Below are 24,510 nucleotides of genomic sequence, written 5' to 3' on the forward strand. Positions count from 1 at the left end.
GGAGGCGGTCATGAATGTCGTCAAGATTGCGCAGGTCTTCAACAATGGGAGAAGCCGAGCCATTCGAATTCCCAAGGAATTCGAGTTCGAAGCGGATCAGGTGGAAATCAGCATGAATGAAAATGGTGATCTGCTTGTTCATCCGGTGAGGACGCCTCGCTCTCCTGCGGGTTTGGTGGCGTGGCTGCGCACACTTGAGCCGCTTTCTGAAGAGGACCAGATGCCTGAAATTGAGGACTACCCACCGGAGCCTGTGGACATCGATTTTCCAGAATGAGGTATTTGTACGACACGAACATCATCTCCAACCTGATCCGATCTCCTGAAGAGAAGGTGGGCCAACGCACGGCGGAACTTGCGATTGGGGACTTGGGGACGAGCATCATTGTGGCGGCAGAACTTCGATTTGGATATCGCAACCGTGGTTCACGGCGGCTGGAAATGCTGGTTGAGCAGGTTCTGGCAGACTTCGAGATAGCACCTTGGGCATCGCCTGCGGATATGCACTACGCCGAGATACGCAGCACCTTGCAGAAGCAGGGTCAGTTGATCGGCCAGATGGACATGCTGATTGCCGCCCACGCGCTCGCACTCGATGCGGTGGTCGTGACGGATAATGAGAAAGAGTTTTCCCGGGTTCCGGGATTGAAAGTTGAAAATTGGCTGCGATAGCGCCGCAGAAGGAACTGAAGCATGGGCAAGGTTACAGGTTTTCTGGAAATAGATCGTCAGGTTGGCAAGTATCAGCCGGCGTCGGACCGTATTCGCCATTTCCGGGAATTCACCATTCCCATGTCGGACCCGGAAGTGCAGAAGCAGGCAGCACGCTGCATGGACTGTGGCATTCCCTATTGCCACGGCCCGACCGGCTGCCCGGTTCATAACCAGATCCCCGACTGGAACGATCTGGTCTATAACAACAACTGGGAAGAGGCGATCCGCAACCTCCATTCCACCAACAACTTCCCGGAATTCACCGGTCGTGTCTGTCCCGCACCGTGCGAGGAAGCCTGCACGCTGAACCTTGAAGATGCTCCGGTTGCGATCAAGACGGTCGAGCAGGCCATTGCCGACAAGGCTTACGAGCTTGGTTTCATCGTGCCGAAGCCCGCAACAGTACACACCGGCAAGAAGGTCGCGATCATCGGTTCCGGCCCATCGGGTCTGGCAGCTGCCCAGCAGCTGGGTCGCGCTGGCCACGAGGTCCATGTCTATGAGCGCGAATCCAAGGCGGGCGGTCTGCTGCGCTATGGCATTCCCGATTTCAAGATGGAGAAGAACTTCATTGATCGCCGCGTCGAGCAGATCAAGGGCGAGGGCGTCACCTTCCATTACGGCGTCAATGTCGGCGTGGATGTCACCGTTGAAAAGCTGACGGCTGAGCATGATGCCGTGCTTTATTGCGGCGGCTCGGAAACGCCGCGTCCGGCTGGTATCGGCGGCACGGATTTCCATGGCGTTCATGATGCCATGCCTTACCTCGTGCAGCAGAACCGCCGCGTCGGCCGCGAAAACATCGACAGCGTTGGCTGGCCTTCCGATCCGATCCTGGCGGGCGGCAAGCATGTCGTCGTCGTCGGCGGTGGCGATACGGCGTCTGACTGCGTCGGCACGGCATTCCGTCAGGGCGCGGTGAAGGTCACCCAGCTCGACATTCGTCCAATGCCACCCGAGAAGGAAGACAAGCTCGCCGTCTGGCCCTACTGGGCAACGAAGATGCGCACCTCCTCCTCGCAGGCGGAAGGCGCTGTGCGCGAATTCCAGGTCGCAACGCTGGAATTTGTTGGTGACGAAGACGGCGTGCTGACCGGTGTGAAGTGCTGCCAGGTGGATGAGCGCCGCAAGCCGATTGCCGGCACGGAATTCATCATCAAGGCCGATCTCGCCTTCATCGCCATCGGCTTCTCCGGCCCGTTCACGGACAGCGTTCTGAAGGAACTGGACGGCAAGCTGACGCTCAACACCGACCGCCGCGGCTCCACCAACGTCGTCGCCAATGACCGCGACTACAAGACCTCGGTCGACAAGCTCTGGGTAGCCGGCGACGTTCGTCGCGGCCAGTCCCTCGTCGTCTGGGCCATCCGCGAAGGCCGGCAGGCCGCCCGCGCCATCGATGAAGCCCTGATGGGCGAAACGCTTCTGCCGCGTTAAGGCCAGCGATTGAAAATAAGAAGCCTCCGAGGTTCTACCCATCGGAGGCTTTTTTGTTGCTGAGCCGTTTTCGACGCAGTGATGGGACGCGATGTGCTGACCCCACCTTGAAGGGTCATTCCGAACTGTCCTAGCGAGCTTCAATCGACGCATGTCCTTGACGGAGCCGCGAGCGGTCTGTCGTTTTTTCCTGATTTTCCTCAGCGACCAGAATGTCCGCAAGGAAGCCTGCAGGCGGAAGACGCTTGTCAGACCTTGCCTGTTGGCAGCAATTGGTTTCTCTAGGAATACCGCTTCACGCGAGAAGCGGCTAAGCAGGTCTGCCAATTGTCATAGGAGACGCCCTTGCAGAGTCTGAGAGATGGAAAGTGGCTCAATGAGCCCACACAAGCAAAGGCTTCTGATGTCGAGCTTTCCGTAACGACTGACGCCAACACGGATTTTTGGCGTGAGACACATTATGGCTTTGTGCGCGACAGCGGCCATTTCTACGCGTTCCGGGCTGATCGTGATTTCACCGCCCAGGTTCGTGTCCAGGCGCATTTCGAGCATCTTTACGATCAGGCTGGCCTCATGGTCCGGCTCGACGAAAGACGGTGGGTCAAGACCGGGATTGAATTCTCGGATGGATATGGCTTGCTCGGCAGTGTGCTGACGAATGGAAACTCCGACTGGGCAACCGGGCGATATGACGGCAACCCATCAGATTTCTGGATAAGGGTGACCGTCCAGAGCGGCGTTTTGAGAATACAGGCTTCGAACGATGGGAAGACTTGGCCACTGGTCCGCCTCTGCCCATTCCCGGAAGCGGATCATTATCTCGTTGGCCCAATGTGCTGCACTCCCGAACGTGCAGGCCTGGAGGTTAGATTTAGCGAGTGGCAATTGGGTCGGGCCCTGGGCAAAGACCTTCACGACCTCACATGATGCCAGAACGCATTATCTAGAAGTCGCAGCTTTCTGCCGCAAAAGCGAACAAAGCCCGTCATGAATGATGAACGATTTCAGAAACGGCAAACGACGGTGCGTACAGCCGTTATGATGGCGCGGAGCCGGCTTTGGCGTTTCAGACGGGAATATCCAGGTCAGCTCCCGACATAAATGGCGTCATTGACCATGTGCCGGATGCGTCCTAAAAACCGGAAAACAGCAGGAGATTGATGCGCAGAGGCTTGTGATTCCGACCGCAGAAAGCGGCTTCACCCGGCACCAGCACCTGGTTGCCGGACCACTTTGCATATTTATTCTTCGGAGTTATCATGAAAAATCATGACGTTGTCATCCGGCCCTATACGCCGGACAGCGATTTGAAAAAGCTGTCGCGCATCTGGCTCGATGCCTCTCTGTTGGCCCATCCTTTTATCGGTGAACAGCGCTTGCATAAGCAACGAGTGCTGATTGAAGATCGATATCTGCCCAATGCCGAGACGTGGGTCGCGTGCATAGACAATCAACCCTGCGGGTTCATCAGCCTGCTCGATACGTTCGTCGGGGGGATTTTCATTTCTCCTGACCGGCAGGGTCTCGGTATCGGACGTGAGCTTATCGCTCACGCCCTGAGCCTTAAAGGTAGGTTGGAGCTAGAGGTTTACACCGACAACCGGCAGGCCATGGCTTTCTACATGGGCCTTGGTTTTCAGGAACTGTCGCGCCGCCCTCGCGATGATGAAGGCTACGCTTTTGAAAATGCTCGTCTGCGTTTGATGGGTTAAGTCTTTCGTCGGGTGGCGGCAAGGGCCGCCGCCCGGCTGCCAGTTTGGCCCATGCAAAATCCAAGGCCCGCAGTCCACCAGCCATCCCAGCTCAGACCTATTTCCTGCAATGACAGCTTCGGGTCAGCCGTAAGCTTCAGCCGTTTTTTCGCCCCGGATGATTCCGAGGCAGACGCTCATCCATCAGGGCGTCGACTATGGCCAGTCACGATGGCAGTGAGCTTTGCGGTCAGATTTCCAGCGGATCAGCAGCTTTTACTTTCCAGATCAATGCGTTGGAAAACACCGGTGCCGTTCACGATGACGTCGGCCTACTTCGCTGCCGTTTCGCCAAGTGCTGGCATTCTGTAATCGTCCACGCGGCCAAGCGGGGCGTCATCCATGAGGCCTCGTTTTGTCAGCTTCTCACGGGGGGATTCGGTGACGGAAAGGCGAGGCGCGGGCTTATCTCCCAGCAGCACGTCGCCGCCGTCCAGATCCGGGTCGGTCAGGCTGATCGGCTGGGTGCGGACCTGTTGGGCGTCGATGCCAAGGGCTGGCAGAGAGGTGAGGGCTGGCAGGTTGCTGCCATCGAGTGTCGTCAGGTCAGGGCTTGCGCCATCCAGATGGCGGCGCACGAATTTCTCGACATAGAAGGCGAGCTTCTGCTTGCCTGCCTGCGTCATGCCGATGCCGTCGGCCTCGCGCAGACGCGCCTGCTGGCCGTTGACGTCGTAGCCGGTCGTCACGAATTTGCCGCCCTCATCTACAAATCCGTCCCATACATCGACGAATTCGCCGCCTGCCTTTTCGATATGGCTGCGGTAAAGACGATTGAATGCAACAAAATCGGCCGTGAGGGACGGGGACTGGAAGGCCGGCAGGCCAACCCACAAGACCGGCACTTGGCTGCGCTTGGCTATGGCAATCAGCGCGTCGATGCGCTTCTCATATTCCCGAAGCCAGGATTCCGTGCCGTATTTCTCCTTGGTATCGCCAATCACCATCTGCTGACGGTCGTTCGATCCCATCATGATAACGATGGTCGCGGGCGATGTTTCCTTGAGAAACTGCGGCAGGGTGGAAAACCAGTCGTAATAATCGGTACGCACAAGGCCTGACGATCCGTTCGAGCGCACGTCCACCGCGATGGCGGGCGATGTCTCGAATGTGGAGACCAGAGCCTCACCCATGCCGCCTGCGAGAAAATCACCGATGACCAGAACCCGCCGGGCATTCTCCAGCTTTTCGACAGGCGCGGGTGGCGTGGTTCTCATCTGCACGACAGAAGGTGTCTTGCGGGGTGCCGAAGGGCGCACCACTGCCCTGTTTTCGCGTGATGGCGATTGCGGAGGTGGTCTGCGCATTCTCTGTTCACGGCGCTGCGGCGCGTAGAGGCGATCATTGCGCAGATTTGGTCCGCCAAACAGCATTTCCAGCAGGTTCCGTCGTTCCCGCGGCTCCTGCGCTTCGGCATGAGACGTCAGGACTGGAAGGCAAATGGCAACTGAAAGAAGGAGCACGCCACCACGCCGGGCAAAGATCGTGAGCGCGTGTGAAAGACATGGCGATATCCCCATCGATACAGGGGCCATGCCGCATGATTGCGGCTTGTCTTTGCGCAAGGAAGTGCGGGCCTCCTTGCCAGATCTGTCGCCAATCATTCTGTTCACCACGGCGTGAACCTCCCGGACGGTTTATTATTATTTTCTAACTTTGTTCCCGCCCGCGGGTCCTGTCAATTGCGCAATGCGCGCAGCAGTTTGCGAGACGGTTCGCCATCATTTTCCATGCCCATTCGCCGCTGGATGGCGCTGATGGCAGCCTTTGATCCGGAGCCGAAATTGCCGTCGACCTCGCCATCATAATAGCCGAGTTCTTTCATGCGGGTCTGCAGCTCGAATTTTTCCTTGATGTCGAGCGTATTTTCCGGGCGCGGCCAGGATTGCTGCATTCCGCCATAGCCTGCAATTTCGTCTGCCAGAAGGCCGACTGCGAGCGCGTAACTGTCCGAGGCATTGTATTTCTTGATGGTGAAGAAGTTCTTCGTCATCAGGAAGCCGGGGCCGTTCGCGCCGCCCTGCATCTTCAGCATGGCGCGGTCGGAACCGCGCGGGAAGCCCTTGCCGTTTGGACGCGCAAAGCCGAGTTTCTGCCATTCAGCCATGGATTTGGTCTGGCCCTCATAGCGGGCGCCGCCATTGGGAACGGCGGTTTCATAACCCCAGGTCCGGCCCGGCTCCCAACCATTCTTGGCCAGAAGATTTGCAGCCGTTGCCAGTGCATCGGGGATGGAGTGCCAGATGTCGCGCTTGCCATTGCCGTCCGCGTCTACCGCATAAAGAAGGTAGCTCGTGGGAATGAACTGCGTGTGGCCCATGGCACCTGCCCAGGAGCCGGTCAACTGCCGTGGCGTGACGTCACCTGCCTGCAGGATTTTCAATGCGGCGATCAACTGTGTGCGGGCAAATTTCCCACGCTTGGGATCGGAATAGGCAAGGGTCGCCAGCGCCTGCGGAATGTTGTGCAAACGCTCCGGCTTTTCCAGCACGGCGCCGTAATTGGATTCCATGGACCAGATGGCCAGAATGATATGCTTGTCCACCTTGAAGTTCCGCTCAATCCAGTTGAGCGTGGTGGCATGTTTCATCTTCATTTCCTGCCCGATGCGAACGGTATAGGGGTTCACGCGGCTATCGACATAGTCCCAGATCTTTGTGGTGAACTCAGGCTGGAACGTCGCCTTGCGAAGAGCGTCCGGATCTGGTTCGGTCACGCCGGCAAATGCCTTTTGATAGGTCGATTTGCTGATGCCTTCTTTTGCGGCGGTCGCATAGAACTGGTTGATCCATTGTCTGAAACCTGCGTCAGCATGTGCGGAGGCTGGCGCCAGCGCAATTGTTGCTGCCGCAAAGGCCATGCAGCCAAATTTACGGACGTGGGAAAGGATCAGCTTTTTCATCGGCAGTCTTCCGTTTTATCGAATTTCATTTCGATTGCGAGATACGCATCGGGCTTCACGATGTAATACCAACTCAAGGTCAACAAATTCTTTACCATTAACCAAAGGTAACAGCACTCTTTACAAAAGTTTGCCACTTTTAGGATAACAAAGTCGTGCGTGGTTTTTGATCCAGTTGAGTCTCTCAGGAGGAATGTGTGGTAGAAAAGAAGAAAATTCGGAAAGCTGTTTTCCCGGTCGCGGGTCTTGGAACGCGTTTCCTGCCTGCAACAAAGGCGGTTCCGAAGGAAATGCTGACCGTGGTCGACAAGCCGGTCATCCAGTATGTGGTGGATGAAGCCGCCGAGGCCGGTATCGAGCATTTCGTGTTCGTGACGGGTCGCGGGAAGGCCGTGATCGAAGATTACTTCGACATTCAGTTCGAACTGGAGCAGATGTTGCGCGAGCGCAACAAGAATGCCGAGCTGACCTTGCTTGCAGGCCTTCTGCCGAAGGCCGGTACCGCAAGCTTTACGCGCCAGCAGGTGCCCCTCGGTCTCGGCCATGCGGTATGGTGTGCCCGCGATATCGTCGGCGACGAGCCCTTTGCGGTTCTCTTGCCCGACATGATCATGCATTCGCAGAAAAGCTGCCTTAAGGGGATGGTCGATCTTTACGACCAGACCGGCGGCAACGTGATCGCCGTTCAGGAATGCGAACCCGACCAGGCTCATAAATATGGCATCGTCGGCGTTGGTGAAACGGTCGGCGAAGGCTTCAAGATCACTGAAATGGTCGAAAAGCCTGCCAAGGGAACAGCGCCATCCAACTATTACATCAATGGTCGCTACATCCTGCAGCCTGAAATTTTCGGCATTCTCGAAAATCAGGAACGCGGCGCTGGCAACGAAATCCAGCTGACCGATGGCATGTTGGCGCTGGCCAAGAGCCAGGAATTTGCCGGTTATCGCTTCAACGGCGAGACCTTCGATTGCGGCGCCAAGGATGGCTTCATTCTCGCCAACCTCGCATTCGCGCTGGAACGTGCGGATATCCGTCCGTCGATCGAAGAGCCTCTCAAGGCGCTGGTCAACCGCTTGAAGTAACCTTCGGCAGCAATGACTGAACTGGAAATCCCGGCCTTGCGCCGGGATTTTCGTTTCAACGCTTCAATGTCAGGCCCGCACCGATTCGCCAGGTGCTGTCGTCTGTCGCCGGTGTCGTCTCGTAGCTAATATCCGTGGTCAGATCGAGATAACGGTTGATGCCCCAGGTCAAACCTGCGCCCGCAGAATATTTGGTCTGATCCTCGATGGCGGATGTCAGATAGGAGCGGCGCTCGAGCCCCGCTGTCAGCCGGGCGACGAGATCGCTGCGCAGCTGCTGTGTCAGACCCATCGTCAATTCGCGCGAAACCCAGCCACCCCTCGCGCCGCCCGCAAAATCCTCGATGGTGGTGCGCAGGCCAAAATTGATGTCGGTACCGCGCTGCGGCGACCAGACAAGCGTGCCGTCGAGAGACATGGCGTCGATGGCGGACAGCCTGCTGTCATCATATCCCCGGCGCAGATAACCTATAGCGGCTTCACCCTTCAGCTTTTCGCCCAGATCGAGCTGCGTGCCCGCCTTGATGCCGTAGGTCTGGGAGGACCGCTCATAACCGCTGTTGTCACGGGTCTGATCGTAATTGGTCAAGGCAGCCGTGGCCTCAAGAAAAGGTATGAGAGCAGGGGACAGCTCATATCCGATACGCCCGCGCAGGCCCGCGCCATAACGGTCGCGGTCGGCAAGGCTGATGGACTGGCCGTTGATGCCTTTTGCATCCGTATAGACGGTCCGCGACAGTTCCAGCGCCGCAAGCGCCTTCAATATTCCGACATTACGCTCAATCGAAGCGCCGCCGGTAAAAATATGTTCGCCGCCCTGGACCGAGGCCCCCGAAACGGCGTTCGGATCGCTGGTATCTTCACGGCTGAAGGCATAGCCCGCGGTCAGATTGGCCTGTGTACCATCACCGAGATCAAGACGCAGATCGGCTGCAACATTGGCGCTCGGTTCCTCACCCGCACTGCTGCCGCCGAGATTGCGCTGATAGGCGCCTTCACCGGTCACTGTTAAAGCGTGGCGGGACCAATCGCTCGTCAGCGTTCCGCGAATTCCCGTTGTGAGATAATTCCGGTCACTCGACCCACCCGGGAATTTCTTGGCTTCATGGTTGAGGGTCTGGCTGATGGAGGGGCGAAGCGTCAATGTGCCGATGCGAATGCCCGGCGTCAGGGTCGGGTCATTGACGACAACATTCTCGCCACCATCGACGGTCGGCTCATAGGGATTTTGCGGATCCTCGTAAGCGGCCGTCGCTTCATCGGCAGGCGAGGAAATATCCTCATTGAGAGTGACCGTGCTGCGCAGGCTGCCGGTCGCTACCGCATCTGTCGCGGCAGGGCTGGTGGGCGTAACCGGCTTTCGGCTGACGCTATCCGGGTCGATGACGGAAAGGTCGTTCTGATCCGGAAAAGGATCGGCGCTGGTCAGGGGCCGGGCTCCACCCGTTGTTGCCTGCGGGCCAGTGGACTGTGCGAAACTGTCCGTTGGACACAGCACGGTGCAGGCCAGCAGCAGGGCGGCTGCCTTCCGCCACGTCGAAAGACGTTCTGCGGGGCTGTGAGTGACCATGCTTGTTCGTATCCGAATCCGGTTTAATGACTGCCAGGGACAAACACACAGATCGCTTAACTCTCTTGAAATAAGCGAATATTTGCATCTGACGCTGCTTCTTTGAACCGGCATGGTGCCTTCGCCGGGTTATTTTATGGTTAACATTTTGTGAAAATCGGTACCCAAAGCCAGCAGGCGGTAACCTGTATGCAGTAGAGGGGCGGAAAAGCGCATTACGGCATCGGTTGTCCAATAGACAGAAATTACTGAAAAGAGTATCTGTCCGGCCATGATTACGAGAGCTGTGACATTGGTTGAAAACCACGCCATCGAGTCCGCACTGAGGACGGTTTCCATTGAAAAGCAGGGTCTTGCTGCGTTGGAGGCTGCGCTGGCTGGCCCGTTGGGCGATAGTTTCTGCAAGGCCATCGATGCCATCGGCAGTTCTGGTGGACGTCTTATCATTACCGGTGTTGGGAAAAGCGGACATATCGGCGCAAAGCTGGCGGCAACATTTGCCTCCACGGGGACGCCTGCTTTCTTCGTCCATGCGGCAGAGGCCAATCATGGCGATCTCGGCATGATCAGCGGCAATGATGTCGTTCTTGCCATTTCCAAGGGCGGAGAGAGTGTCGAGCTCCGCAGCATCATCAATTATACCCGCCGTTTTTCCATACCGCTGATTGCCCTTACCTGTTCAGAGCAGGGCTCGCTGGCGCGGTCTTCCGACATCGTCCTGCTTGTTCCCGATGAGCAGGAGGCCTGCCCACATGGGCTTGCGCCGACAACGTCCACCATGATGCAGCTTGCCCTGGGCGATGCGCTGGCAATTGCCCTTCTGGAAGCGCGCAGCTTCACGGCGGGGGACTTCCGTGTCTTCCATCCGGGCGGAAAGCTGGGTGCCAGCCTCGCGCTGGTGGGGGACATCATGCACACCGGAGACAGGCTGCCGCTGGTTCAGAAAGGCACGTCGATGCCGGATGCCGTCGGCGTTCTCTCTCGCAAGCATTTCGGTTGCGTGGCGGTGCTGGACGATGATGGCCGCCTCTGCGGCATCGTCACCGAGGGCGATATGGCCCGCAATCTTTCGCGCAACCTGTCTGAACTGTCCGTCGATGACATCATGACCAGAACGCCGAAAACAGTGACCCGAAATGTTCTGGCCACCGCAGCGCTCGCGACCCTGGAAAAACATCATATCGGTGCGCTCATCGTGGTCGATGAAGACAATCGCCCGATCGGGCTTGTACATTTCCACGATCTCTTGAGAATCGGCGTTGCCTGAATAAGTTTTGGCGCTCAGCGCTGCCCTGCCAGAAAAGGCTTTCAGCTGGAGTGCCTGCGCGATCTCAGCTGCGCGTTCCCGCCAGCTTTTCGGACAGATCGCTCGCTTCTTTCTGGGCTTCCTTGTCGGCGGGGTAGAGCGCCAGATATCGCTCCCACACCTTCAGGGCAAGCGCATCGCGCTCATTGCTTTCCAGAATATTGGCAAGGCTTGCAAGGGCAGGGAAATAGCGTGGCTCCCGCTCCAGTGTCTGGTTAAGGTCAGACATGGCCTTGCGGACATCGCCATCCGAATAGTGAACCAGCGCGCGGCGATACCATGCCTGAGCATAGTCGGGATCGAGGAAAATTGCCTGATCGAGAAAATCGTAAGCTGCGGCCTTACGTTTCTCGTCGGCGGCTTCCTCGGACCACTTCACAAGCAGATTGATCGTCGCGCTGCCAGAATCATTCCACTCGCCAATAATCTCGTTGGCGATCACACGCGCCTTCTGGGCGTCGCGTTCCTTTTTCAGGTTTTCAAAGAGAGTGCCGATAGATTGATTTTGCGTGGCTTCGGACTGCAAAGGCGCAGTGTCCGTTCCGCTCCCCGGCGCCTGTTCGGCGGCTGGCAGGTTTTGACCTGCGGAGGGGAGGGCGGTAAAGCCAAGCATGACAGCAGCGAGAGCATGAAAACAAAATTGGCGCATACAGATAGAATAATCCGCCTGCGCCAATTATGAAATCAAATTCTGGATGCTATCAACAATGTGATCCGTCCCGGGACGAACCGCAGCGCAATCCACGATCAGCCCTGACGAGCCTTGAAGCGTGGGTTCAGCTTGTTGATGATGTAGACGCGGCCCTTGCGGCGAACCAGACGGTTGTCGCGGTGACGTGCCTTAAGCGCTTTGAGCGAGTTCTTGATCTTCATTTTTCTGGTCCGCAGTTTGGCGCGACGTATTTTGCCACGCATATCTAAACAATCAAAAGCGCGCTACGAGGGCGCGCCTTTTTCGGTTGGCAGGCAAATACCTTGTCAGTCTTTGCCTGTCAACACGTCAAGGAGTCTTTTGCCGGGAAAGACTTGGTTTTCCGGGGTTCACCAGCTGTGTGACATGGCCCATTTTCCGGCCCGCACGTGCTTCGGTCTTGCCGTAAAGATGGACAAGGCAATCATTTTTCGAGAGCCATTCCGGCACGTCGTTCATGTCGTCGCCGATGAGGTTGGTCATCACGCAGTCGGAATGGCGGTGTGTCGCGCCAGCAGGCAATCCCGCCACGGCGCGAATATGTTGTTCAAATTGCGAAACCACGCAGGCGGCTTCCGTCCAGTGGCCGGTATTATGCACGCGCGGCGCCATCTCGTTGGCCACCAGAGATCCATTAGGCAGCACGAAGAATTCGATGCCGACAACGCCGACATAATCAAGCGCGGCAAGCAGTTTTTCAGCCGATTCGACAGCAACAGCCTGTGCTGTGTCGTCCAGCTGGGCGGGAACGGTCGAGGTGTGCAATATGCCGCCCAGATGGACGTTTTCCGCCGGATCGTAGCAGGTGACGGTTCCATCCTGAAAGCGGGCGGCGATGATGGAGACTTCACGCTCGAAAGGTACGAAGCTTTCGAGAATGAGTGGCACGCCACCCAGCGCGTCGAATGCACCGGTCAGGTCTTCGCCACCCTTGAAAACCCGTTGGCCCTTGCCGTCATATCCCATGCGGCGGGTCTTCAGCACGCCCTTGCCACCGAAATCGGCAAGTGCGGCTTCGAGCCCGGCTTGATCGTCCACGGCGCGGAAATCGGCTGTGGGGATGCCGCAATCGTTGAGGAAGCGCTTTTCCGTCAACCGGTCCTGAGAGGCGCTGAGTGCCTGTGCCGGTGGGTAGACCGGAACGGACGCGGCCAGTGTCTGCGCGGCGACGACAGGCACGTTTTCGAACTCGTAGGTCACGACGTCACAGATGCCTGCCAGCTCCGCCAGCGCCTTTTCATCGTCATAGGCGGCAACGATCTGGCGATTGCAGACCTGGGCTGCCGGACAATCGGCCTGCGGTTCCAGCACGATGGTGCGAAAGTTGAGGCGGGCAGCCGCCATGGCCAGCATACGGCCAAGCTGGCCGCCGCCGATAATGCCGATCGTTCCAGATTTCATTGTGGCGTATCCAGGGGGTATTCGGCAATGGCCGCCGTCTGGCGGGCGCGGTACTCGTCCAGCCGGTCCGCCAGATCCTCATCGGACAGGGCCAGCACCGCTGCGGCGAGAAGTGCCGCGTTGATCGCGCCTGCGCGTCCAATTGCCAGCGTGCCGACGGGAATGCCGGCTGGCATCTGCACGATGGAGTAGAGGCTGTCCTGTCCGGACATCGTCTTGGATTGAACGGGCACGCCGAAGACCGGGAGCGGCGTCAGCGCCGCCGTCATGCCGGGAAGGTGGGCCGCACCGCCAGCACCGGCGATGATGACCTTGAAACCTTCATCGCGCGCGCCGCTGGCGAAGCTGAACATGCGTTCTGGCGTGCGGTGGGCGGAAATGATGCGTGCTTCATATTCCACGTCCAGCGCATCGAGCGTATCGGCGGCGTTTTTCATGGTTTCCCAGTCTGACTGGCTTCCCATGATGATGGCGACAGGCGGCGTCTCTCTACTCAACGGTCTCTCCGTCTCAAGCAATGATATCGGGGATGATCTGGTCTTCGATCTGGGTCATCTTGTCCTTGATGATCAGCTTCTTCTTCTTCATTCGCTGAATTCGCAATGCTTCGCAGTTGGTCTGGATCATCGCGTTGATCGCCGCATCGTAATCTTCGTGCTCCTGCCGCAGTCTTGCGAGCGCGAGCCGAACATCCGCATGGTCCTGATCAGGCATGTCTTTGTCCCCATATGATACAACCGGACCGCCATCCGGCCATTTTGTTGTCGGTCTTCGTGCCTGTACCACCAAATGGTGATAACGGGAAGTTTCCCGTGCGACCATTTTGCCCAACTATTGCCTTGATTCCTCCTTCGACAATTCAAAGTTTCCATGTCACATTACCTTCGTAAACCTGAAACTCCAGCGATGGAGCGCTGGAGGTAGGTTCAACAAGGAAGGACGTGCCGCATGACCATTCAGGCTCATATTGCATCGCTGGAAAAGAAACACGGTGCTCTTGAGGAGGAGCTCGAAACCGTTCTCGCTTCCCCCTCCTCAGATGATCAGCAGATTGTGGATTTGAAACGCAAAAAACTGCGCCTGAAGGACGAGATGCAGAGGCTGCAGGCCTCCACTAGGCATTAAACAACCAGTGTCGCCAGCTTCACGATTGAAGCGGCTTTAAGAATTCGGCCCTGATTGCTGTCGCGATCAGGGCCTTTTGATTCGTGCGGGTAAAGGTTGCAAAAATCTCAGGTCAGGGCGTCCCATAGAAGCTTCAGCGCCGCCAGAAACACCATCGAATACATCAGCGGGTAAAAGATTGCGGGCTTGAGGTATTTGACGACCCGCGCGCCAACCATCGTTGAGACGATGGCGACTGGCAAAAGCGTGAAGGCCGCCATGAGATTGGCCGTATCCAATGCCTCGAGTGCAAAATAGGAAACGAGCTTGATGGCATTGACGATGGCGAAAAACCGGACGCTGAGGCCGGTATAGCTCTTCGGATCGAGCTTCAGCGGCATCACATAGATCTGGAAGGGCGGGCCGCCCGCATGGGCCACGAAACTGCAATAGCCGGAAAATGCGCCCCAGATCGTCGCCTTGACCCGATTTTGCGGCTTTGCAACCACCTCGATCTTCCGTCCGACGAAACGCTCGTAAAAATACTGGGCGACGAAGATGATCGTGACGACAGCCAGAACCAGACGCATCGTATCGGCGGAAATGATGGCGGATGTCGCCCAGCCCACCGCGACCCCGATCAGCGCACCGGGAAGAAGGATCAGCAGCGTTTCCCGGTGGTTATGATGTCGCCATGCCCATAATGCCACAAGATCCATGACGATAAGGATAGGAAGGAAAATGGCTGCGGCCTGCACCGGCGAAACGGCAAGGGCCATCAACGGCACGCCCATCAGCGCCAAAGCGCCGCCGAGCCCGCCCTTGGAAAGGCCGACGAGGATGACTGCGGGAATGGCAACGAGAAAAAAATGGAAATCGGGCAGCATGGATGGACGGTTGATCCTTTCGCCTGTCCGGTCTATCGGAATTAGAACATGAAAACGAGTGCAGATTGCGCGCCGGGCGTCCTGTCTGCGGAAAATGGATAAATCGATGAGTGGACCTGAAGATCGTTGCCGCCTCGTTCTGGTCGTTCCTGCTGGTGTTGATGCAGCCGATCAGGCAAAGGCCCTGGAGGATGCGTTGCGCGGCGGCGATGTCGCCTCTGTGATCGTTCCCCAATATGATCTTGATGACGGCGCCTATCAGAAGCGCGCAGAGGTTCTGGTCCCCATCATCCAGGAAGCAGGCGCTGCGGCGCTTCTGGCAGGAGACAGCCGGGTGGCCGGGCGCGTCAAGGCGGATGGTCTTCATATTGTCGGCGGCGCAGAAGCCCTTGCCGAAGCTGTGGAGAAATTCACGCCGAAGCTGATCGTCGGCGGCGGCACGGCGGATGATCGCCACAAGGCGCTCGAGCAGGGAGAGTGCACGCCCGACTACATGTTCTTCGGCAAGCTCGATGGCGATATCAAGCCGGAAGCGCATCCGAAGAACCTTGCGCTTGGCGAATGGTGGGCATCGATGATCGAGATTCCGGCCATCGTGATGGGCGGGCTCGATGTGGCCTCCGTCGCGGCGGTTGCCGAAACCGGCGTCGAATTCGTTGCCCTCAGGGACGCCGTCTTCGCACACGCGTCAGGCCCGGCGCAGGCCGTTGCGGAAGCGAATGCCCTGCTTGACGAAAAAGCGCCACGGTTTGGCGGTTGATACAGGCGATGATCGCTCGCTCTCGTCCTTCTTCGTTGTCGTTTTTCGCTCTCGTCCTGGCCTTGTGCCTGGCGCCTCATCTGGTGCTGGCGCAAAACCCGCAGCCGCAGCAGCCTGCCTTGCTGCCCGGCGTAGGCGACCAGCCGCCTGCGGATGCCACGCCTTCGGAAGAAGACACGGATTTCGGACCGGCAGCGCCGGAAGGGCCGGAGGTTCTCTCGCGCCCGTCCGAGGCGGGCGCCGAGCCCATTCGCAAGGGCCGTGTGGGAAGCGACGAGCAGAAGGATTTGCAGCCATCGCAGGGCGTGACAGTCTATCAGCGGATGGGCGCCGAATTGCCGCCCTTGCCGCCGGAGAAGAAATTTTCCGGCAAGGTTGACGAGGCCTTCGGGCATTACCAGCGCGGCGAATATGTGCAGGCGCTCGACAAGGCTTTGGCGCGTGCGCAGACCGGCGACGCTGCGGCACAAACCCTCGTGGCGGAAATGATGTCGCGCGGGTTCGGCATTGCCCGCGACGAGAAGACGGCGGCCTTCTGGTACGAGCAGGCATCCAAGGGCGGTGACGCCGTGGCCATGTTCAAATATGCGCTGCTGTTGATGGAAGGCAAGGTCGTCAAGCGCGACAAGACCCTCGCGGATGACTACATGCGCCGCGCCGCAGAAGCGGGCAATGCGGAAGCCGAATTCAACTGGGCGCAGATCCTCGTATCGCAGACGCCCGGCCCGGACGGACTTCTGGCGGCCCTGCCATTTTACGAGAAATCAGCCGAAAAGGGCGTGGCAGACGCGCAATATGCGGTCTCGCAGATCTACTTCAACGTGAAAGACATTCCGCAGCAGAAGAAGGCGCGCGCCCGGGAATGGCTGACGCGGTCCGCAAAGGCCGGTTTCGATACCGCGCAGGTGGATCTCGGCGTCTGGCTGGTCAACGGTACGGGTGGCGAACGCAACTTTGAAGAAGGGTTTCGCTGGCTGCTCGGGGCTGCTCAGCGCGGCAATGTGATTGCGCAGAACAAGGTCGCGCATCTCTATATCCAGGCGCTCGGCACCCGTCCCGATCCGGTGGAGGCGGCCAAGTGGTATGTGCTGTCGCGCCGTGCCGGGCTCAAGGATCCTGCGCTGGAAGACTTCTATCTGGGCATAGAAGAGGACCAGCAGAAGAAGGCAATAGAGGCTGCCAACCGGTTCCGTCCGGCCTGACAACGGCCATATCCAGGCTTTTTGCCTTGAATTGCAGCGCGTTTTGTGGTCTTGAACCGCAAACTTTCCATCAGAAACCATATCCGCGTGCCTGCCAGTATTCCGGCTCGCAGGCTCAGCCACCTTTCAGGAACATTTTCATGGCCCGTTCAGCCCTTCTCAATGTCATGGTTCAGGCCGCTCTCAAGGCAGGAAAATCCCTGTCTCGCGATTTCGGTGAAGTGCAGAACCTGCAGGTTTCTGTCAAGGGACCGGGCGATTTCGTCTCGCAGGCCGATCTCAAGGCGGAAAAAATCGTTCGCGACGAGTTGATGAAGGCTCGTCCGACCTATGACTTCCTGGGTGAAGAAGGCGGCGAGGAAAAGGGCTCAGACGGCGCGCATCGCTGGATCGTCGATCCGCTCGATGGCACCACCAACTTCCTGCACGGTATTCCGCAATTTGCGGTTTCCATCGCTCTGGAGCGCAATGGCGAAGTCGTCGCCGGTGTCATTTTTAACCCGGCCACGGACGAGCTTTTCACGGCAGAGCGTGGGAGCGGCGCGTTCCTCAACGATCGCCGCATTCGCGTTGCCGCGCGCAGGCAGATCACCGATTGCGTCGTCAGCTGCGGTGTTCCGCATCTGGGTCGTGGCAATCACGGCAAATTCCTGGTTGAGCTTCGCCATGTCATGGGCGAAGTGGCAGGCGTGCGCCGCTTTGGCGCCGCGTCGCTGGATCTCGCCTATGTTGCTGCCGGTCGGCTGGACGGTTTCTGGGAAGCCGATCTTGCCCCATGGGATATGGCGGCAGGGCTCGTCCTCATTCGCGAGGCCGGTGGCTTCGTCAGCGACATGAAGGGTGGTCAGGACATCTTCGGCACAGGCAGCGTGGTTGCCGGCAATGAATATATCCACAAGGCTTTGAACGAAGTCGTCAACCGGCCTGTTCCGGGCCGGTAATACAGGCTCGCCCCATCAGGCCGGGCTTCATGCGATATCCGGCGGCGATGTCTCCATGGCAAAAGACTCCATTGCGATCAGGAACTTGAACGCAGTGGAGCCCACCTCAACTGTGGGATGAGACGAGCAAGCTGTCGCCGGGTAAACGGGATCTGGCGGCCGGCGCCACCTCTCCAAATGGCCGTTCGCGATCTTTACGGCCAGGCAATCACGCCGTCATGGAAAAAGCCTTGGCGTGTTACCGGCTTTTCACTTCAATTCGTCTTAATTTTCCACTAGCTTCCGGTCAGAACCGTGATCACGCCTGCTGCGACCTTAGATGGTCGTGCGGATGTTGCGGCAATGCCAGAGGGAATGAGAATTATGGCGGATACGGAACGGCTCGATGTCGGCGTCGAGAAACCGGTGACGAAACAATATCTTCACAAGCTGTCGAGCCCCACGCCCTTTTTATGGACGATGGTGATCTTTCTGATCATCGTCGCATTTCTGGCCGCCATTCTCTTTCGTCAGGCCCAGACTGCTTTCATGACCAATCCGGGTCTGAACGGCTTCATTCTCGGCGTTCTGGTCATTGGCATCATTCTCGTTTTCACGCAGATCCTCTCGCTTCGCCCGGAAGTTCGGTGGTTCAACAACTATCAGGCCGCTGGCACCGTGGAAAAGGCCGGTCGCGCGCCGAAACTGCTGGCCCCCATGCGCTCCGTCATCGGCAAGCGCGGCGAGGTGCGCCTGTCGACGGTTACGCAGCGATCATTGCTGGATTCGATTGCGACGAGACTGGACGAATCACGGGATACGTCGCGCTATCTCATCGGCCTTCTGGTGTTTCTCGGCCTTCTCGGCACGTTCTGGGGCCTCATCGGCACAATCGGCGCCATCAGCGATGTTATTCAGGGGCTGGACCCGACGGCGGGGGAGAGCACCGATATCCTCTCCTCGCTGAAATCAGGCCTTACTGCGCCTTTGTCCGGCATGGGCACGGCGTTTTCCTCGTCGCTGCTTGGTCTCTCCGGCTCGCTTATCCTTGGCTTTCTTGACCTGCAGGCCGGGCGCGCCCAAAACCGGTTTTATACCGAGCTTGAAAACTGGCTTTCCTCCGTAACAGATCCGGGTACCGATCTGGCTGGTGATGCAAAGGGCAGCGGCTACGGTGCCGTTGGAACGGAACGGTCGCTGGCCGCAATGACCAGCCTTGCGGAAGGTATTCAGGGCCTGGTCAAGAACATGCGCGGCGAGCAGCAGATGCTACGCGACTGGATCGAGGCGCAGCAGGAGGAGTCTCGGTCGCTTCGGCGCACGCTCGACCGTCTGTCTGCCCGAATAGAGGCCGAGCAGAAAAGCGCCGGTCGCCCTGTTCGACACGATAACGGGAGCGAGTGATCATGGCGCTTGCGCGCAACCGCCGTCGTGATCGCGGTGTCGATTACTGGCCCGGCTTCGTCGATGCCCTGTCGACGCTGCTCATGGCCATCATGTTCCTGCTGACGGTTTTCGTGCTGGCGCAATTCGTGCTGTCGCGGGAAATTTCGGGCAAGGATGAGGTGCTCACCCGGCTGAACAATCAGATTGCGGAATTGACCGAACTGCTTGCGCTGGAAAAAGGCAGCAAGCAGGATATCGAAGATACGCTTGCCAATCTGCAATCCACCCTGGCTGCGTCGGAAAATGAGCGGTCGCGCCTGCAATCGCTGCTGGATTCCGGCGCTGGCAACAGCTCTGCTGCCAATGCGCGCGTCGGGCAGTTGTCCAGCGAGCTGGAAGATGCCCGACAGGCCGGTGCGCGCGCTTCGTCGCAAATCGACCTGCTTAATCAGCAGATTGCAGCCCTTCGGGCGCAGATTGCCTCGGTCGAAGCCGCTCTGCAGGCCTCTGAGGCAAAGGATGAATCGTCTCAGGTCAAGATTGCCGATCTCGGTCGCCGCCTCAACGTCGCGCTGGCGCAGCGGGTACAGGAGCTCAACCGCTACCGCTCCGATTTCTTCGGGCGGCTTCGCGAAATCCTCTCCGACCGAGAGAATATCCGTATTGTCGGCGACCGCTTCGTTTTTCAATCGGAAGTGCTGTTTCCATCCGGTGGCAATGACCTGAACCCGGAAGGACAGGCAGAGATGGGCAAGCTTGCCGCTGCAATCATCGATCTCGCCAAGGAAATCCCGGCAGAAATCAACTGGGTGCTGCGCGTGGATGGTCATACGGACAACGTTCAGCTGTCCGGCTCCGGCAGGTTCCGCGACAACTGGGAGCTATCTTCGGCACGCGCAACCTCCGTGGTGAAATATCTGATTTCCAAGGGTGTTCCGGCCAATCGACTGGTCGCTGCGGGCTTTGGCGAATTTCAACCGCTGGCGGCTGGCGATACACCGGAAGCCCGGTCGCAGAACCGTCGCATCGAGTTGAAGCTGACCGAACGGTAGCGGTAGAGGTTCCGCTACCGCAGCAGCGCGGTGTCTGGGTTCCCGGTGAGGATACGCCAGACACGGCACCATCGCTTCCGCTTTCACTGGTTTTCCTGCTGAGACGGAGCTTGGCGGTGTCACGGTATCGTCCGTAATCCCCGACACAGAATGAAGTCGTGCGCTTGCGAGCATGGCAGGACAGCCTCCCCATCATCATGCAAAACTGGCTTTGGCCGGTCGTTGCAATCCATTGACGTTCGCGTAAAAGTAAGGCGAATCCGCCGGGAGGGGTCGATGGAGAAATTTGACGTTATCGTTGTGGGGGCCGGCCTGGCCGGGTTGGTGGCCGCAACGGAGGCTGCGGATCGAGGCCGCAAGGTCTGCCTGCTCGATCAGGAGGGGGAACAGAATCTCGGGGGGCAGGCTTTCTGGTCCCTTGGCGGGCTGTTCTTTGTTGACAGTCCCGAACAGCGTTTCATGCGCATTCGCGACAGTCTGGATCTCGCCCGTCAGGATTGGGCGGGTTCAGCTGCTTTTGATCGCTCAGAAGATCATTGGCCGCGTCGTTGGGCGGAGGCCTACCTTGATTTCGCAGCCGGTGAGAAGCGGTCGTGGCTGCACGGCCTGGGTATGCGCTGGTTTCCCGTTGTCGGATGGGCCGAGCGTGGCGGCGCAAAGGCCGATGGTCACGGCAACTCCGTTCCCCGTTTTCATGTCACCTGGGGCACAGGGCCCGGCGTTCTTGCTCCCTTTGTCCAAAAGGCGAAGGTCCATGCGGATGCGGGCAGGATCATCTTCAGATTTCGCCATCAGGTCGATGCTCTGGAGGCTATAAATGGCGTTGTGAGCGGGGTCTCCGGCACCGTTCTGGCCACTGATCCGGTGCAGCGGGGCGGGCAAAGCAGCCGGGTTGCCGTCTCGCATTTCCGATTCGAGGCGTCCGCCGTCGTTGTTACGTCAGGTGGAATTGGCGGCAATCATGAGCTTGTGCGTCGAAACTGGCCAGTCGAACGTCTGGGTGAACCGCCTGCCGATATGGTCTGTGGTGTGCCGGCCCATGTCGACGGGCGGATGATCGGTATCACCGAAGCGGCGGGCGGTGCCGTCATCAACCGCGACCGCATGTGGCACTATACCGAAGGCGTGAAAAACCACGATCCGATCTGGCCCAATCACGGCATTCGTATTCTTCCCGGCCCTTCATCCTTCTGGTGTGACGCGGATGGCAACCGGCTGGAAGCTCCCGCCATGCCGGGCTTCGATACGCTCGGTACGCTGAAGATGCTGCGGGAGAGGAAAAGCGATTACAGCTGGTTCATCCTCACAAAGGCAATCATCAAGAAGGAATTCGCACTGTCCGGTTCCGAGCAAAATCCTGATATCACCGACAAGAATATTAGGCTTCTGCTGAAACGCCTGGGCAAGGAGCCTCCGGCTCCCGTGCAGGCCTTCATGGATCGCGGCGAGGATTTTGCCGTGCGCGACTCGTTGGAGGAGCTGGTAAAAGCCATGAACGATATCAGCGGCGAGGGGAGGCTGGACATCGGCCACATTCGTACGCAGATCGAAGCGCGTGACAGGGAATTGGTCAACGGGTTCAGCAAGGATGCGCAGATCACCGCCATCAGGGGTGCGCGAAACTATCTCGGCGACAAGCTGATGCGGACCGCCAAGCCGCACCGGCTGCTGGACCCCGCCGCTGGCCCGTTGATTGCAGTGCGATTGCATATCCTTACCCGCAAGACGCTGGGCGGGCTGCACACAGACCTCTCTGGCCGTGTGCTTGATGGCTCTGGCCAGCCGGTGCCTGGGCTCTATGCCGCGGGCGAAGTTTCAGGCTTTGGCGGAGGCGGTATGCATGGATATAACGCGCTGGAAGGCACGTTTCTTGGTGGCTGCCTCTTCTCCGGTCGCGTTGCGGGCCGGAGCCTGGATGCCTAGAATGTTTCCATTCAACAGGGAAACGCTCTAGCTTGTCTTGACCAGCGTCACGACCTCGTCATTGCCGGTTTCGAACTGAAGGCGGGCAAGCTTTGCGTAGAGACCGCCCTGACGAGACAGGCTCTGATGCGTGCCTTCCTCGATGATGCGGCCCTCATCCATGACCAGTATGCGATCTGCCTTCAGGACAGTTGCAAGGCGATGGGCAATGACGATGGTGGTCCGCTTGGCGATGAGCTGATCGAGCGCCTTTTGCACCAGTGTTTCACTCTCGGCATCAAGTGCGGAGGTGGCCTCGTCGAGCAGCAGGATCGGTGCATCGCGAAGAATGGCACGGGCAATGGCAATGCGCTGGCGCTGCCCGCCGGAAAGCGTTACCCCACGCTCGCCGACAACCGTATCGTATCCATGCTGGAGTTTGGCGATGAACCCGTCGGCCTGCGCCGCGATGGCTGCTGCCCGAACTTCCTCACGGCTGGCACCCGGCTTGCCGAAGGCGATGTTGTCGTGAATGGAGGAGGCAAAGACCGCCACGTCCTGCGGCACGATGGCGAGGCGGGAGCGCAGGTCTTCAAGGGTCACGGAGCGGATGTCGATGCCGTCTATCGTGATGCGGCCTGCTTGCGGATCGTAAAAGCGCAGGAGAAGCGAAAAGACAGTACTCTTTCCCGCGCCGGAGGGGCCGACAATCGCGACCGTCTCGCCTGGGGATACCTTGAAGGACAGGTCGGAGATGATCGGCCTGTTGTTCCTCTGGGGGTAGTGGAAAGCGACATTTTCAAAGCTGGCTTCACCCCGGGCGGGCACGGGCAGGGCGAGCGGGTTCGCCGGATTTTCGACCGGGGATTTCTCATTCAGCAGTTCGGAAAGTCGTTCGGCCGCGCCTCCCGCCTGCGAAAGCTCTCCCCAGACTTCGGACAATTGCCCGAGGGAACTTGCAGCGATGACGGAATAGAGAACGAACTGGCTGAGCGTGCCAGCCGAAATCGTGCCGACGAGAACACCGTGGGCGCCGTACCACAAGACGGCAACCACGCTGCCGAAGACGAAGCTGATGGCGACGGCGGTCAACACGGCGCGGGCGCTAATGGCGGAGCGTGCCCCCTGATAGGCCTTTTCCACCGATTCATTGTAGCGGGCATTTGCCAGCATCTCGGCGTTGAAGGACTGGATGGTCCGGCTGGCCGCAATGGTTTCAGCGGCAAAGGCGGCGGATGCCGCAAGCGTATCCTGCGTCGTTCTGGAGCGGGAGCGCACGGAGCGACCAAAGGCGATCAGCGGGAAGACGATGAGGGGAATGGCCAGCAGCGCAAGGCCTGAAAGGCTGGGGCTGGTATAGACCATCATCGCCACGCCGCCGAGACAGAGCAGGATGTTGCGCAGCGCGACGGAGGCGGACGAGCCGAAGGCCGAGCGTATCTGAACCGTGTCTGCGGTTAGCCTCGATGTGAGTTCACCGGAGTGGTTGACGTCGAAAAAGGCCTGCGACAAGGACGTCAGATGCGCGAAAACATCATGGCGAAGGTCGGCCACGACACGTTCACCAATCGTCATGACGTAATAATAGCGCATGGCGCTGGCCAGCGCGAGAACAACCGCGATGGCCAGAAGCATGGCGAAGTAGCTGTTGATCATGGCGCCATCGGCACCTTCGAAGCCATGGTCGATGATCCGGCGAACGGCGAGTGGCAGCGCGAGCGTGGTTGCCGATGAGAGCACAAGGGCAAAAAGCGCGGCGGCGACAAGGCCGCGATATCGTTTCAGATAGGGGAAGAGGCTGGCAAGCGGTCGTGGAGACTTGCGCCGGGCCGTTTTCTGTTCCTGCATATCTTCCACTTCATACTCCCGCATCTGCCAGTTTCGCGTCGATTTTCCCGAGTTTCTGGCAATATCAAAGGTGTCTTATCAGATGTGTGACCAAGTAGGGATCGATACATCGGCAGGCACTTGTTATCTCGGCGACCTTCATGTATAGGCTCCGCATCGAATTGGGAAGCCATGGCCAAATGGTCTGGAGCTTCATATTGAATTGGCTCAGTTGACGCAATTGCGGCAAATGGTCCGCATGTCACTAAAGCAGGAAGATTGTCATGAAGGCTGAAATTCATCCAGACTATCACGTGATCAAAGTGGTCATGACCGATGGCACAGAGTACGAAACACGCTCCACATGGGGCTCCGAGGGTCAGGTCATGAACCTCGAAATCGATCCAAAGTCGCATCCGGCATGGACCGGCGGCAACCAGCAGCTGATGGACCGCGGTGGCCGCGTTTCCAAGTTCAACAAGCGCTTCGGCGGCCTCGGCCTCTAAGCCTGTTGATCCTTTCAGGATTAAAAAAGCCCCGGAGCGATCCGGGGTTTTTTGTTGCCTGACGTTTTGGGCGATATTTCAGGAAATAAAAAAGCAGGCCGAAGCCT

At 58.5% G+C, this 24,510-nt stretch carries 25 protein-coding genes; 15 read left to right on the plus strand and 10 right to left on the minus strand.

Annotated features, from left to right (window positions below; all coding sequences use genetic code 11):
* Positions 1 to 10 precede the first annotated feature (10 nt).
* The 5 genes from ASF69_RS01070 to ASF69_RS01090 all read left to right on the plus strand — a co-directional run bounded on the left by ASF69_RS01070 (position 11) and on the right by ASF69_RS01090 (position 3,863).
* Positions 11 to 277 carry an AbrB/MazE/SpoVT family DNA-binding domain-containing protein gene (locus ASF69_RS01070; RefSeq protein WP_103586646.1) on the plus strand — a complete coding sequence of 89 codons (267 nt, stop codon included), beginning with the start codon at positions 11 to 13 and terminating at the stop codon, positions 275 to 277.
* The gene (locus tag ASF69_RS01075; RefSeq protein WP_062584482.1) at positions 274 to 672 is read left to right on the plus strand and encodes a type II toxin-antitoxin system VapC family toxin; all 399 of its coding nucleotides are present in this window, start codon (positions 274 to 276) and stop codon (positions 670 to 672) included. The genes ASF69_RS01070 and ASF69_RS01075 overlap by 4 nt, the downstream gene beginning before the upstream one ends.
* 21 nt (positions 673 to 693) lie before the next feature.
* Positions 694 to 2,151 (plus strand): glutamate synthase subunit beta, encoded by a 1,458-nt coding sequence (locus ASF69_RS01080; RefSeq protein ID WP_062584483.1) that lies wholly within the window; start codon positions 694 to 696, stop codon positions 2,149 to 2,151.
* Between the two features lie 345 nt (positions 2,152 to 2,496).
* On the plus strand, positions 2,497 to 3,078 hold the full coding sequence (locus ASF69_RS01085; protein ID WP_062584485.1) for a DUF1349 domain-containing protein: 582 nt from the start codon (positions 2,497 to 2,499) through the stop codon (positions 3,076 to 3,078).
* A gap of 332 nt (positions 3,079 to 3,410) precedes the next feature.
* Complete coding sequence (locus tag ASF69_RS01090) at positions 3,411 to 3,863, plus strand: GNAT family N-acetyltransferase (RefSeq protein ID WP_062584487.1); 453 nt, start codon at positions 3,411 to 3,413, stop codon at positions 3,861 to 3,863.
* Positions 3,864 to 4,174: 311 nt separating this feature from the next.
* Here the strand turns inward: ASF69_RS01090 and ASF69_RS01095 are convergent, their stop codons facing one another.
* A complete protein-coding gene (locus ASF69_RS01095) occupies positions 4,175 to 5,422 on the minus strand; it encodes a DUF459 domain-containing protein (protein ID WP_062585542.1) in 1,248 nt (415 codons plus the stop codon).
* A 158-nt stretch (positions 5,423 to 5,580) separates the two neighbouring features.
* Positions 5,581 to 6,804, minus strand: a complete 1,224-nt coding sequence (locus tag ASF69_RS01100; RefSeq protein WP_062584488.1) for a lytic murein transglycosylase — start codon at positions 6,802 to 6,804, stop codon at positions 5,581 to 5,583.
* Positions 6,805 to 7,001: 197 nt separating this feature from the next.
* On the opposite strand from ASF69_RS01100, the gene galU reads away from it, so the two are divergent.
* A complete protein-coding gene (gene galU / locus ASF69_RS01105) occupies positions 7,002 to 7,889 on the plus strand; it encodes a UTP--glucose-1-phosphate uridylyltransferase GalU (protein ID WP_062584490.1) in 888 nt (295 codons plus the stop codon).
* A gap of 55 nt (positions 7,890 to 7,944) precedes the next feature.
* Here the strand turns inward: galU and ASF69_RS01110 are convergent, their stop codons facing one another.
* Positions 7,945 to 9,459 carry an outer membrane beta-barrel protein gene (locus ASF69_RS01110; protein WP_062584493.1) on the minus strand — a complete coding sequence of 505 codons (1,515 nt, stop codon included), beginning with the start codon at positions 9,457 to 9,459 and terminating at the stop codon, positions 7,945 to 7,947.
* Positions 9,460 to 9,730: 271 nt separating this feature from the next.
* Between ASF69_RS01110 and ASF69_RS01115 the strand changes: the two genes are divergently transcribed.
* Positions 9,731 to 10,726, plus strand: a complete 996-nt coding sequence (locus ASF69_RS01115; RefSeq protein WP_062584494.1) for a KpsF/GutQ family sugar-phosphate isomerase — start codon at positions 9,731 to 9,733, stop codon at positions 10,724 to 10,726.
* A gap of 64 nt (positions 10,727 to 10,790) precedes the next feature.
* Here ASF69_RS01115 and ASF69_RS01120 read toward each other — a convergent pair whose 3' ends face one another.
* The 5 genes from ASF69_RS01120 to ASF69_RS01140 form a co-directional block, all read right to left on the minus strand.
* The gene (locus ASF69_RS01120) at positions 10,791 to 11,414 is read right to left on the minus strand and encodes a hypothetical protein (protein ID WP_062584496.1); all 624 of its coding nucleotides are present in this window, start codon (positions 11,412 to 11,414) and stop codon (positions 10,791 to 10,793) included.
* A 98-nt stretch (positions 11,415 to 11,512) separates the two neighbouring features.
* Positions 11,513 to 11,638: a type B 50S ribosomal protein L36 gene (gene ykgO / locus ASF69_RS01125; protein WP_062584498.1), complete on the minus strand. Its 126-nt coding sequence runs from the start codon at positions 11,636 to 11,638 to the stop codon at positions 11,513 to 11,515.
* 127 nt (positions 11,639 to 11,765) lie between these two features.
* Positions 11,766 to 12,857, minus strand: coding sequence for a 5-(carboxyamino)imidazole ribonucleotide synthase (locus ASF69_RS01130; protein WP_062584500.1), 1,092 nt, complete (start codon positions 12,855 to 12,857; stop codon positions 11,766 to 11,768).
* Positions 12,854 to 13,354 (minus strand): 5-(carboxyamino)imidazole ribonucleotide mutase, encoded by a 501-nt coding sequence (gene purE, locus ASF69_RS01135; RefSeq protein ID WP_082469587.1) that lies wholly within the window; start codon positions 13,352 to 13,354, stop codon positions 12,854 to 12,856. Before purE ends, ASF69_RS01130 begins: the two co-directional genes overlap by 4 nt.
* Positions 13,355 to 13,367: 13 nt before the next feature.
* Entirely contained in the window at positions 13,368 to 13,571 is a 204-nt protein-coding gene (locus ASF69_RS01140; RefSeq protein ID WP_062585544.1) for a DUF465 domain-containing protein, read from the minus strand.
* Positions 13,572 to 13,805: 234 nt separating this feature from the next.
* Between ASF69_RS01140 and ASF69_RS22645 the strand changes: the two genes are divergently transcribed.
* Entirely contained in the window at positions 13,806 to 13,982 is a 177-nt protein-coding gene (locus ASF69_RS22645; protein WP_082469588.1) for a DUF465 domain-containing protein, read from the plus strand.
* A 107-nt stretch (positions 13,983 to 14,089) separates the two neighbouring features.
* Here the strand turns inward: ASF69_RS22645 and ASF69_RS01145 are convergent, their stop codons facing one another.
* A complete protein-coding gene (locus tag ASF69_RS01145) occupies positions 14,090 to 14,848 on the minus strand; it encodes a sulfite exporter TauE/SafE family protein (RefSeq protein WP_062584502.1) in 759 nt (252 codons plus the stop codon).
* A 106-nt stretch (positions 14,849 to 14,954) separates the two neighbouring features.
* Between ASF69_RS01145 and ASF69_RS01150 the strand changes: the two genes are divergently transcribed.
* The 6 genes from ASF69_RS01150 to ASF69_RS01175 all read left to right on the plus strand — a co-directional run bounded on the left by ASF69_RS01150 (position 14,955) and on the right by ASF69_RS01175 (position 22,091).
* A complete protein-coding gene (locus ASF69_RS01150; protein ID WP_062584504.1) occupies positions 14,955 to 15,608 on the plus strand; it encodes a thiamine phosphate synthase in 654 nt (217 codons plus the stop codon).
* A gap of 8 nt (positions 15,609 to 15,616) precedes the next feature.
* Positions 15,617 to 16,810 (plus strand): tetratricopeptide repeat protein, encoded by a 1,194-nt coding sequence (locus ASF69_RS01155; RefSeq protein ID WP_062584506.1) that lies wholly within the window; start codon positions 15,617 to 15,619, stop codon positions 16,808 to 16,810.
* Between the two features lie 140 nt (positions 16,811 to 16,950).
* A complete protein-coding gene (locus ASF69_RS01160; protein ID WP_062584508.1) occupies positions 16,951 to 17,751 on the plus strand; it encodes an inositol monophosphatase family protein in 801 nt (266 codons plus the stop codon).
* Between the two features lie 363 nt (positions 17,752 to 18,114).
* A complete protein-coding gene (locus ASF69_RS01165; protein WP_062584510.1) occupies positions 18,115 to 19,134 on the plus strand; it encodes a hypothetical protein in 1,020 nt (339 codons plus the stop codon).
* A gap of 2 nt (positions 19,135 to 19,136) precedes the next feature.
* On the plus strand, positions 19,137 to 20,168 hold the full coding sequence (locus ASF69_RS01170) for a peptidoglycan -binding protein (protein WP_062584512.1): 1,032 nt from the start codon (positions 19,137 to 19,139) through the stop codon (positions 20,166 to 20,168).
* A gap of 276 nt (positions 20,169 to 20,444) precedes the next feature.
* The gene (locus tag ASF69_RS01175) at positions 20,445 to 22,091 is read left to right on the plus strand and encodes an FAD-binding dehydrogenase (RefSeq protein ID WP_062584514.1); all 1,647 of its coding nucleotides are present in this window, start codon (positions 20,445 to 20,447) and stop codon (positions 22,089 to 22,091) included.
* Between the two features lie 27 nt (positions 22,092 to 22,118).
* Here ASF69_RS01175 and ASF69_RS01180 read toward each other — a convergent pair whose 3' ends face one another.
* On the minus strand, positions 22,119 to 23,918 hold the full coding sequence (locus tag ASF69_RS01180) for an ABC transporter transmembrane domain-containing protein (RefSeq protein WP_062585547.1): 1,800 nt from the start codon (positions 23,916 to 23,918) through the stop codon (positions 22,119 to 22,121).
* A 263-nt stretch (positions 23,919 to 24,181) separates the two neighbouring features.
* Between ASF69_RS01180 and rpmE the strand changes: the two genes are divergently transcribed.
* Positions 24,182 to 24,403, plus strand: coding sequence for a 50S ribosomal protein L31 (rpmE, locus tag ASF69_RS01185; RefSeq protein WP_062584516.1), 222 nt, complete (start codon positions 24,182 to 24,184; stop codon positions 24,401 to 24,403).
* Positions 24,404 to 24,510: the final 107 nt, after the last annotated feature.

Origin of the sequence: Rhizobium sp. Leaf311, assembly GCF_001423445.1 — a bacterium.
Classification (GTDB): Bacteria; Pseudomonadota; Alphaproteobacteria; order Rhizobiales; family Rhizobiaceae; genus Agrobacterium.

Bases quoted from the DNA above. Each gene is read 5' to 3' on its own strand.
- ASF69_RS01070 (WP_103586646.1), top strand. From the start codon at position 11: ATGAATGTCGTCAAGATTGCGCAGGTCTTCAACAATGGGAGAAGCCGA.
- ASF69_RS01075 (WP_062584482.1), top strand. From the start codon at position 274: ATGAGGTATTTGTACGACACGAACATCATCTCCAACCTGATCCGATCT.
- ASF69_RS01080 (WP_062584483.1), top strand. From the start codon at position 694: ATGGGCAAGGTTACAGGTTTTCTGGAAATAGATCGTCAGGTTGGCAAG.
- ASF69_RS01090 (WP_062584487.1), top strand. From the start codon at position 3,411: ATGAAAAATCATGACGTTGTCATCCGGCCCTATACGCCGGACAGCGAT.
- ASF69_RS01095 (WP_062585542.1), bottom strand. From the start codon at position 5,422: ATGGGGATATCGCCATGTCTTTCACACGCGCTCACGATCTTTGCCCGG.
- ASF69_RS01100 (WP_062584488.1), bottom strand. From the start codon at position 6,804: ATGAAAAAGCTGATCCTTTCCCACGTCCGTAAATTTGGCTGCATGGCC.
- ASF69_RS01110 (WP_062584493.1), bottom strand. From the start codon at position 9,459: ATGGTCACTCACAGCCCCGCAGAACGTCTTTCGACGTGGCGGAAGGCA.
- ASF69_RS01115 (WP_062584494.1), top strand. From the start codon at position 9,731: ATGATTACGAGAGCTGTGACATTGGTTGAAAACCACGCCATCGAGTCC.
- ASF69_RS01120 (WP_062584496.1), bottom strand. From the start codon at position 11,414: ATGCGCCAATTTTGTTTTCATGCTCTCGCTGCTGTCATGCTTGGCTTT.
- ykgO (WP_062584498.1), bottom strand. From the start codon at position 11,638: ATGAAGATCAAGAACTCGCTCAAAGCGCTTAAGGCACGTCACCGCGAC.
- ASF69_RS01130 (WP_062584500.1), bottom strand. From the start codon at position 12,857: ATGAAATCTGGAACGATCGGCATTATCGGCGGCGGCCAGCTTGGCCGT.
- ASF69_RS01140 (WP_062585544.1), bottom strand. From the start codon at position 13,571: ATGCCTGATCAGGACCATGCGGATGTTCGGCTCGCGCTCGCAAGACTG.
- ASF69_RS22645 (WP_082469588.1), top strand. From the start codon at position 13,806: ATGACCATTCAGGCTCATATTGCATCGCTGGAAAAGAAACACGGTGCT.
- ASF69_RS01145 (WP_062584502.1), bottom strand. From the start codon at position 14,848: ATGCTGCCCGATTTCCATTTTTTTCTCGTTGCCATTCCCGCAGTCATC.
- ASF69_RS01150 (WP_062584504.1), top strand. From the start codon at position 14,955: ATGAGTGGACCTGAAGATCGTTGCCGCCTCGTTCTGGTCGTTCCTGCT.
- ASF69_RS01155 (WP_062584506.1), top strand. From the start codon at position 15,617: ATGATCGCTCGCTCTCGTCCTTCTTCGTTGTCGTTTTTCGCTCTCGTC.
- ASF69_RS01160 (WP_062584508.1), top strand. From the start codon at position 16,951: ATGGCCCGTTCAGCCCTTCTCAATGTCATGGTTCAGGCCGCTCTCAAG.
- ASF69_RS01165 (WP_062584510.1), top strand. From the start codon at position 18,115: ATGGCGGATACGGAACGGCTCGATGTCGGCGTCGAGAAACCGGTGACG.
- ASF69_RS01170 (WP_062584512.1), top strand. From the start codon at position 19,137: ATGGCGCTTGCGCGCAACCGCCGTCGTGATCGCGGTGTCGATTACTGG.
- ASF69_RS01175 (WP_062584514.1), top strand. From the start codon at position 20,445: ATGGAGAAATTTGACGTTATCGTTGTGGGGGCCGGCCTGGCCGGGTTG.
- ASF69_RS01180 (WP_062585547.1), bottom strand. From the start codon at position 23,918: ATGCAGGAACAGAAAACGGCCCGGCGCAAGTCTCCACGACCGCTTGCC.
- rpmE (WP_062584516.1), top strand. From the start codon at position 24,182: ATGAAGGCTGAAATTCATCCAGACTATCACGTGATCAAAGTGGTCATG.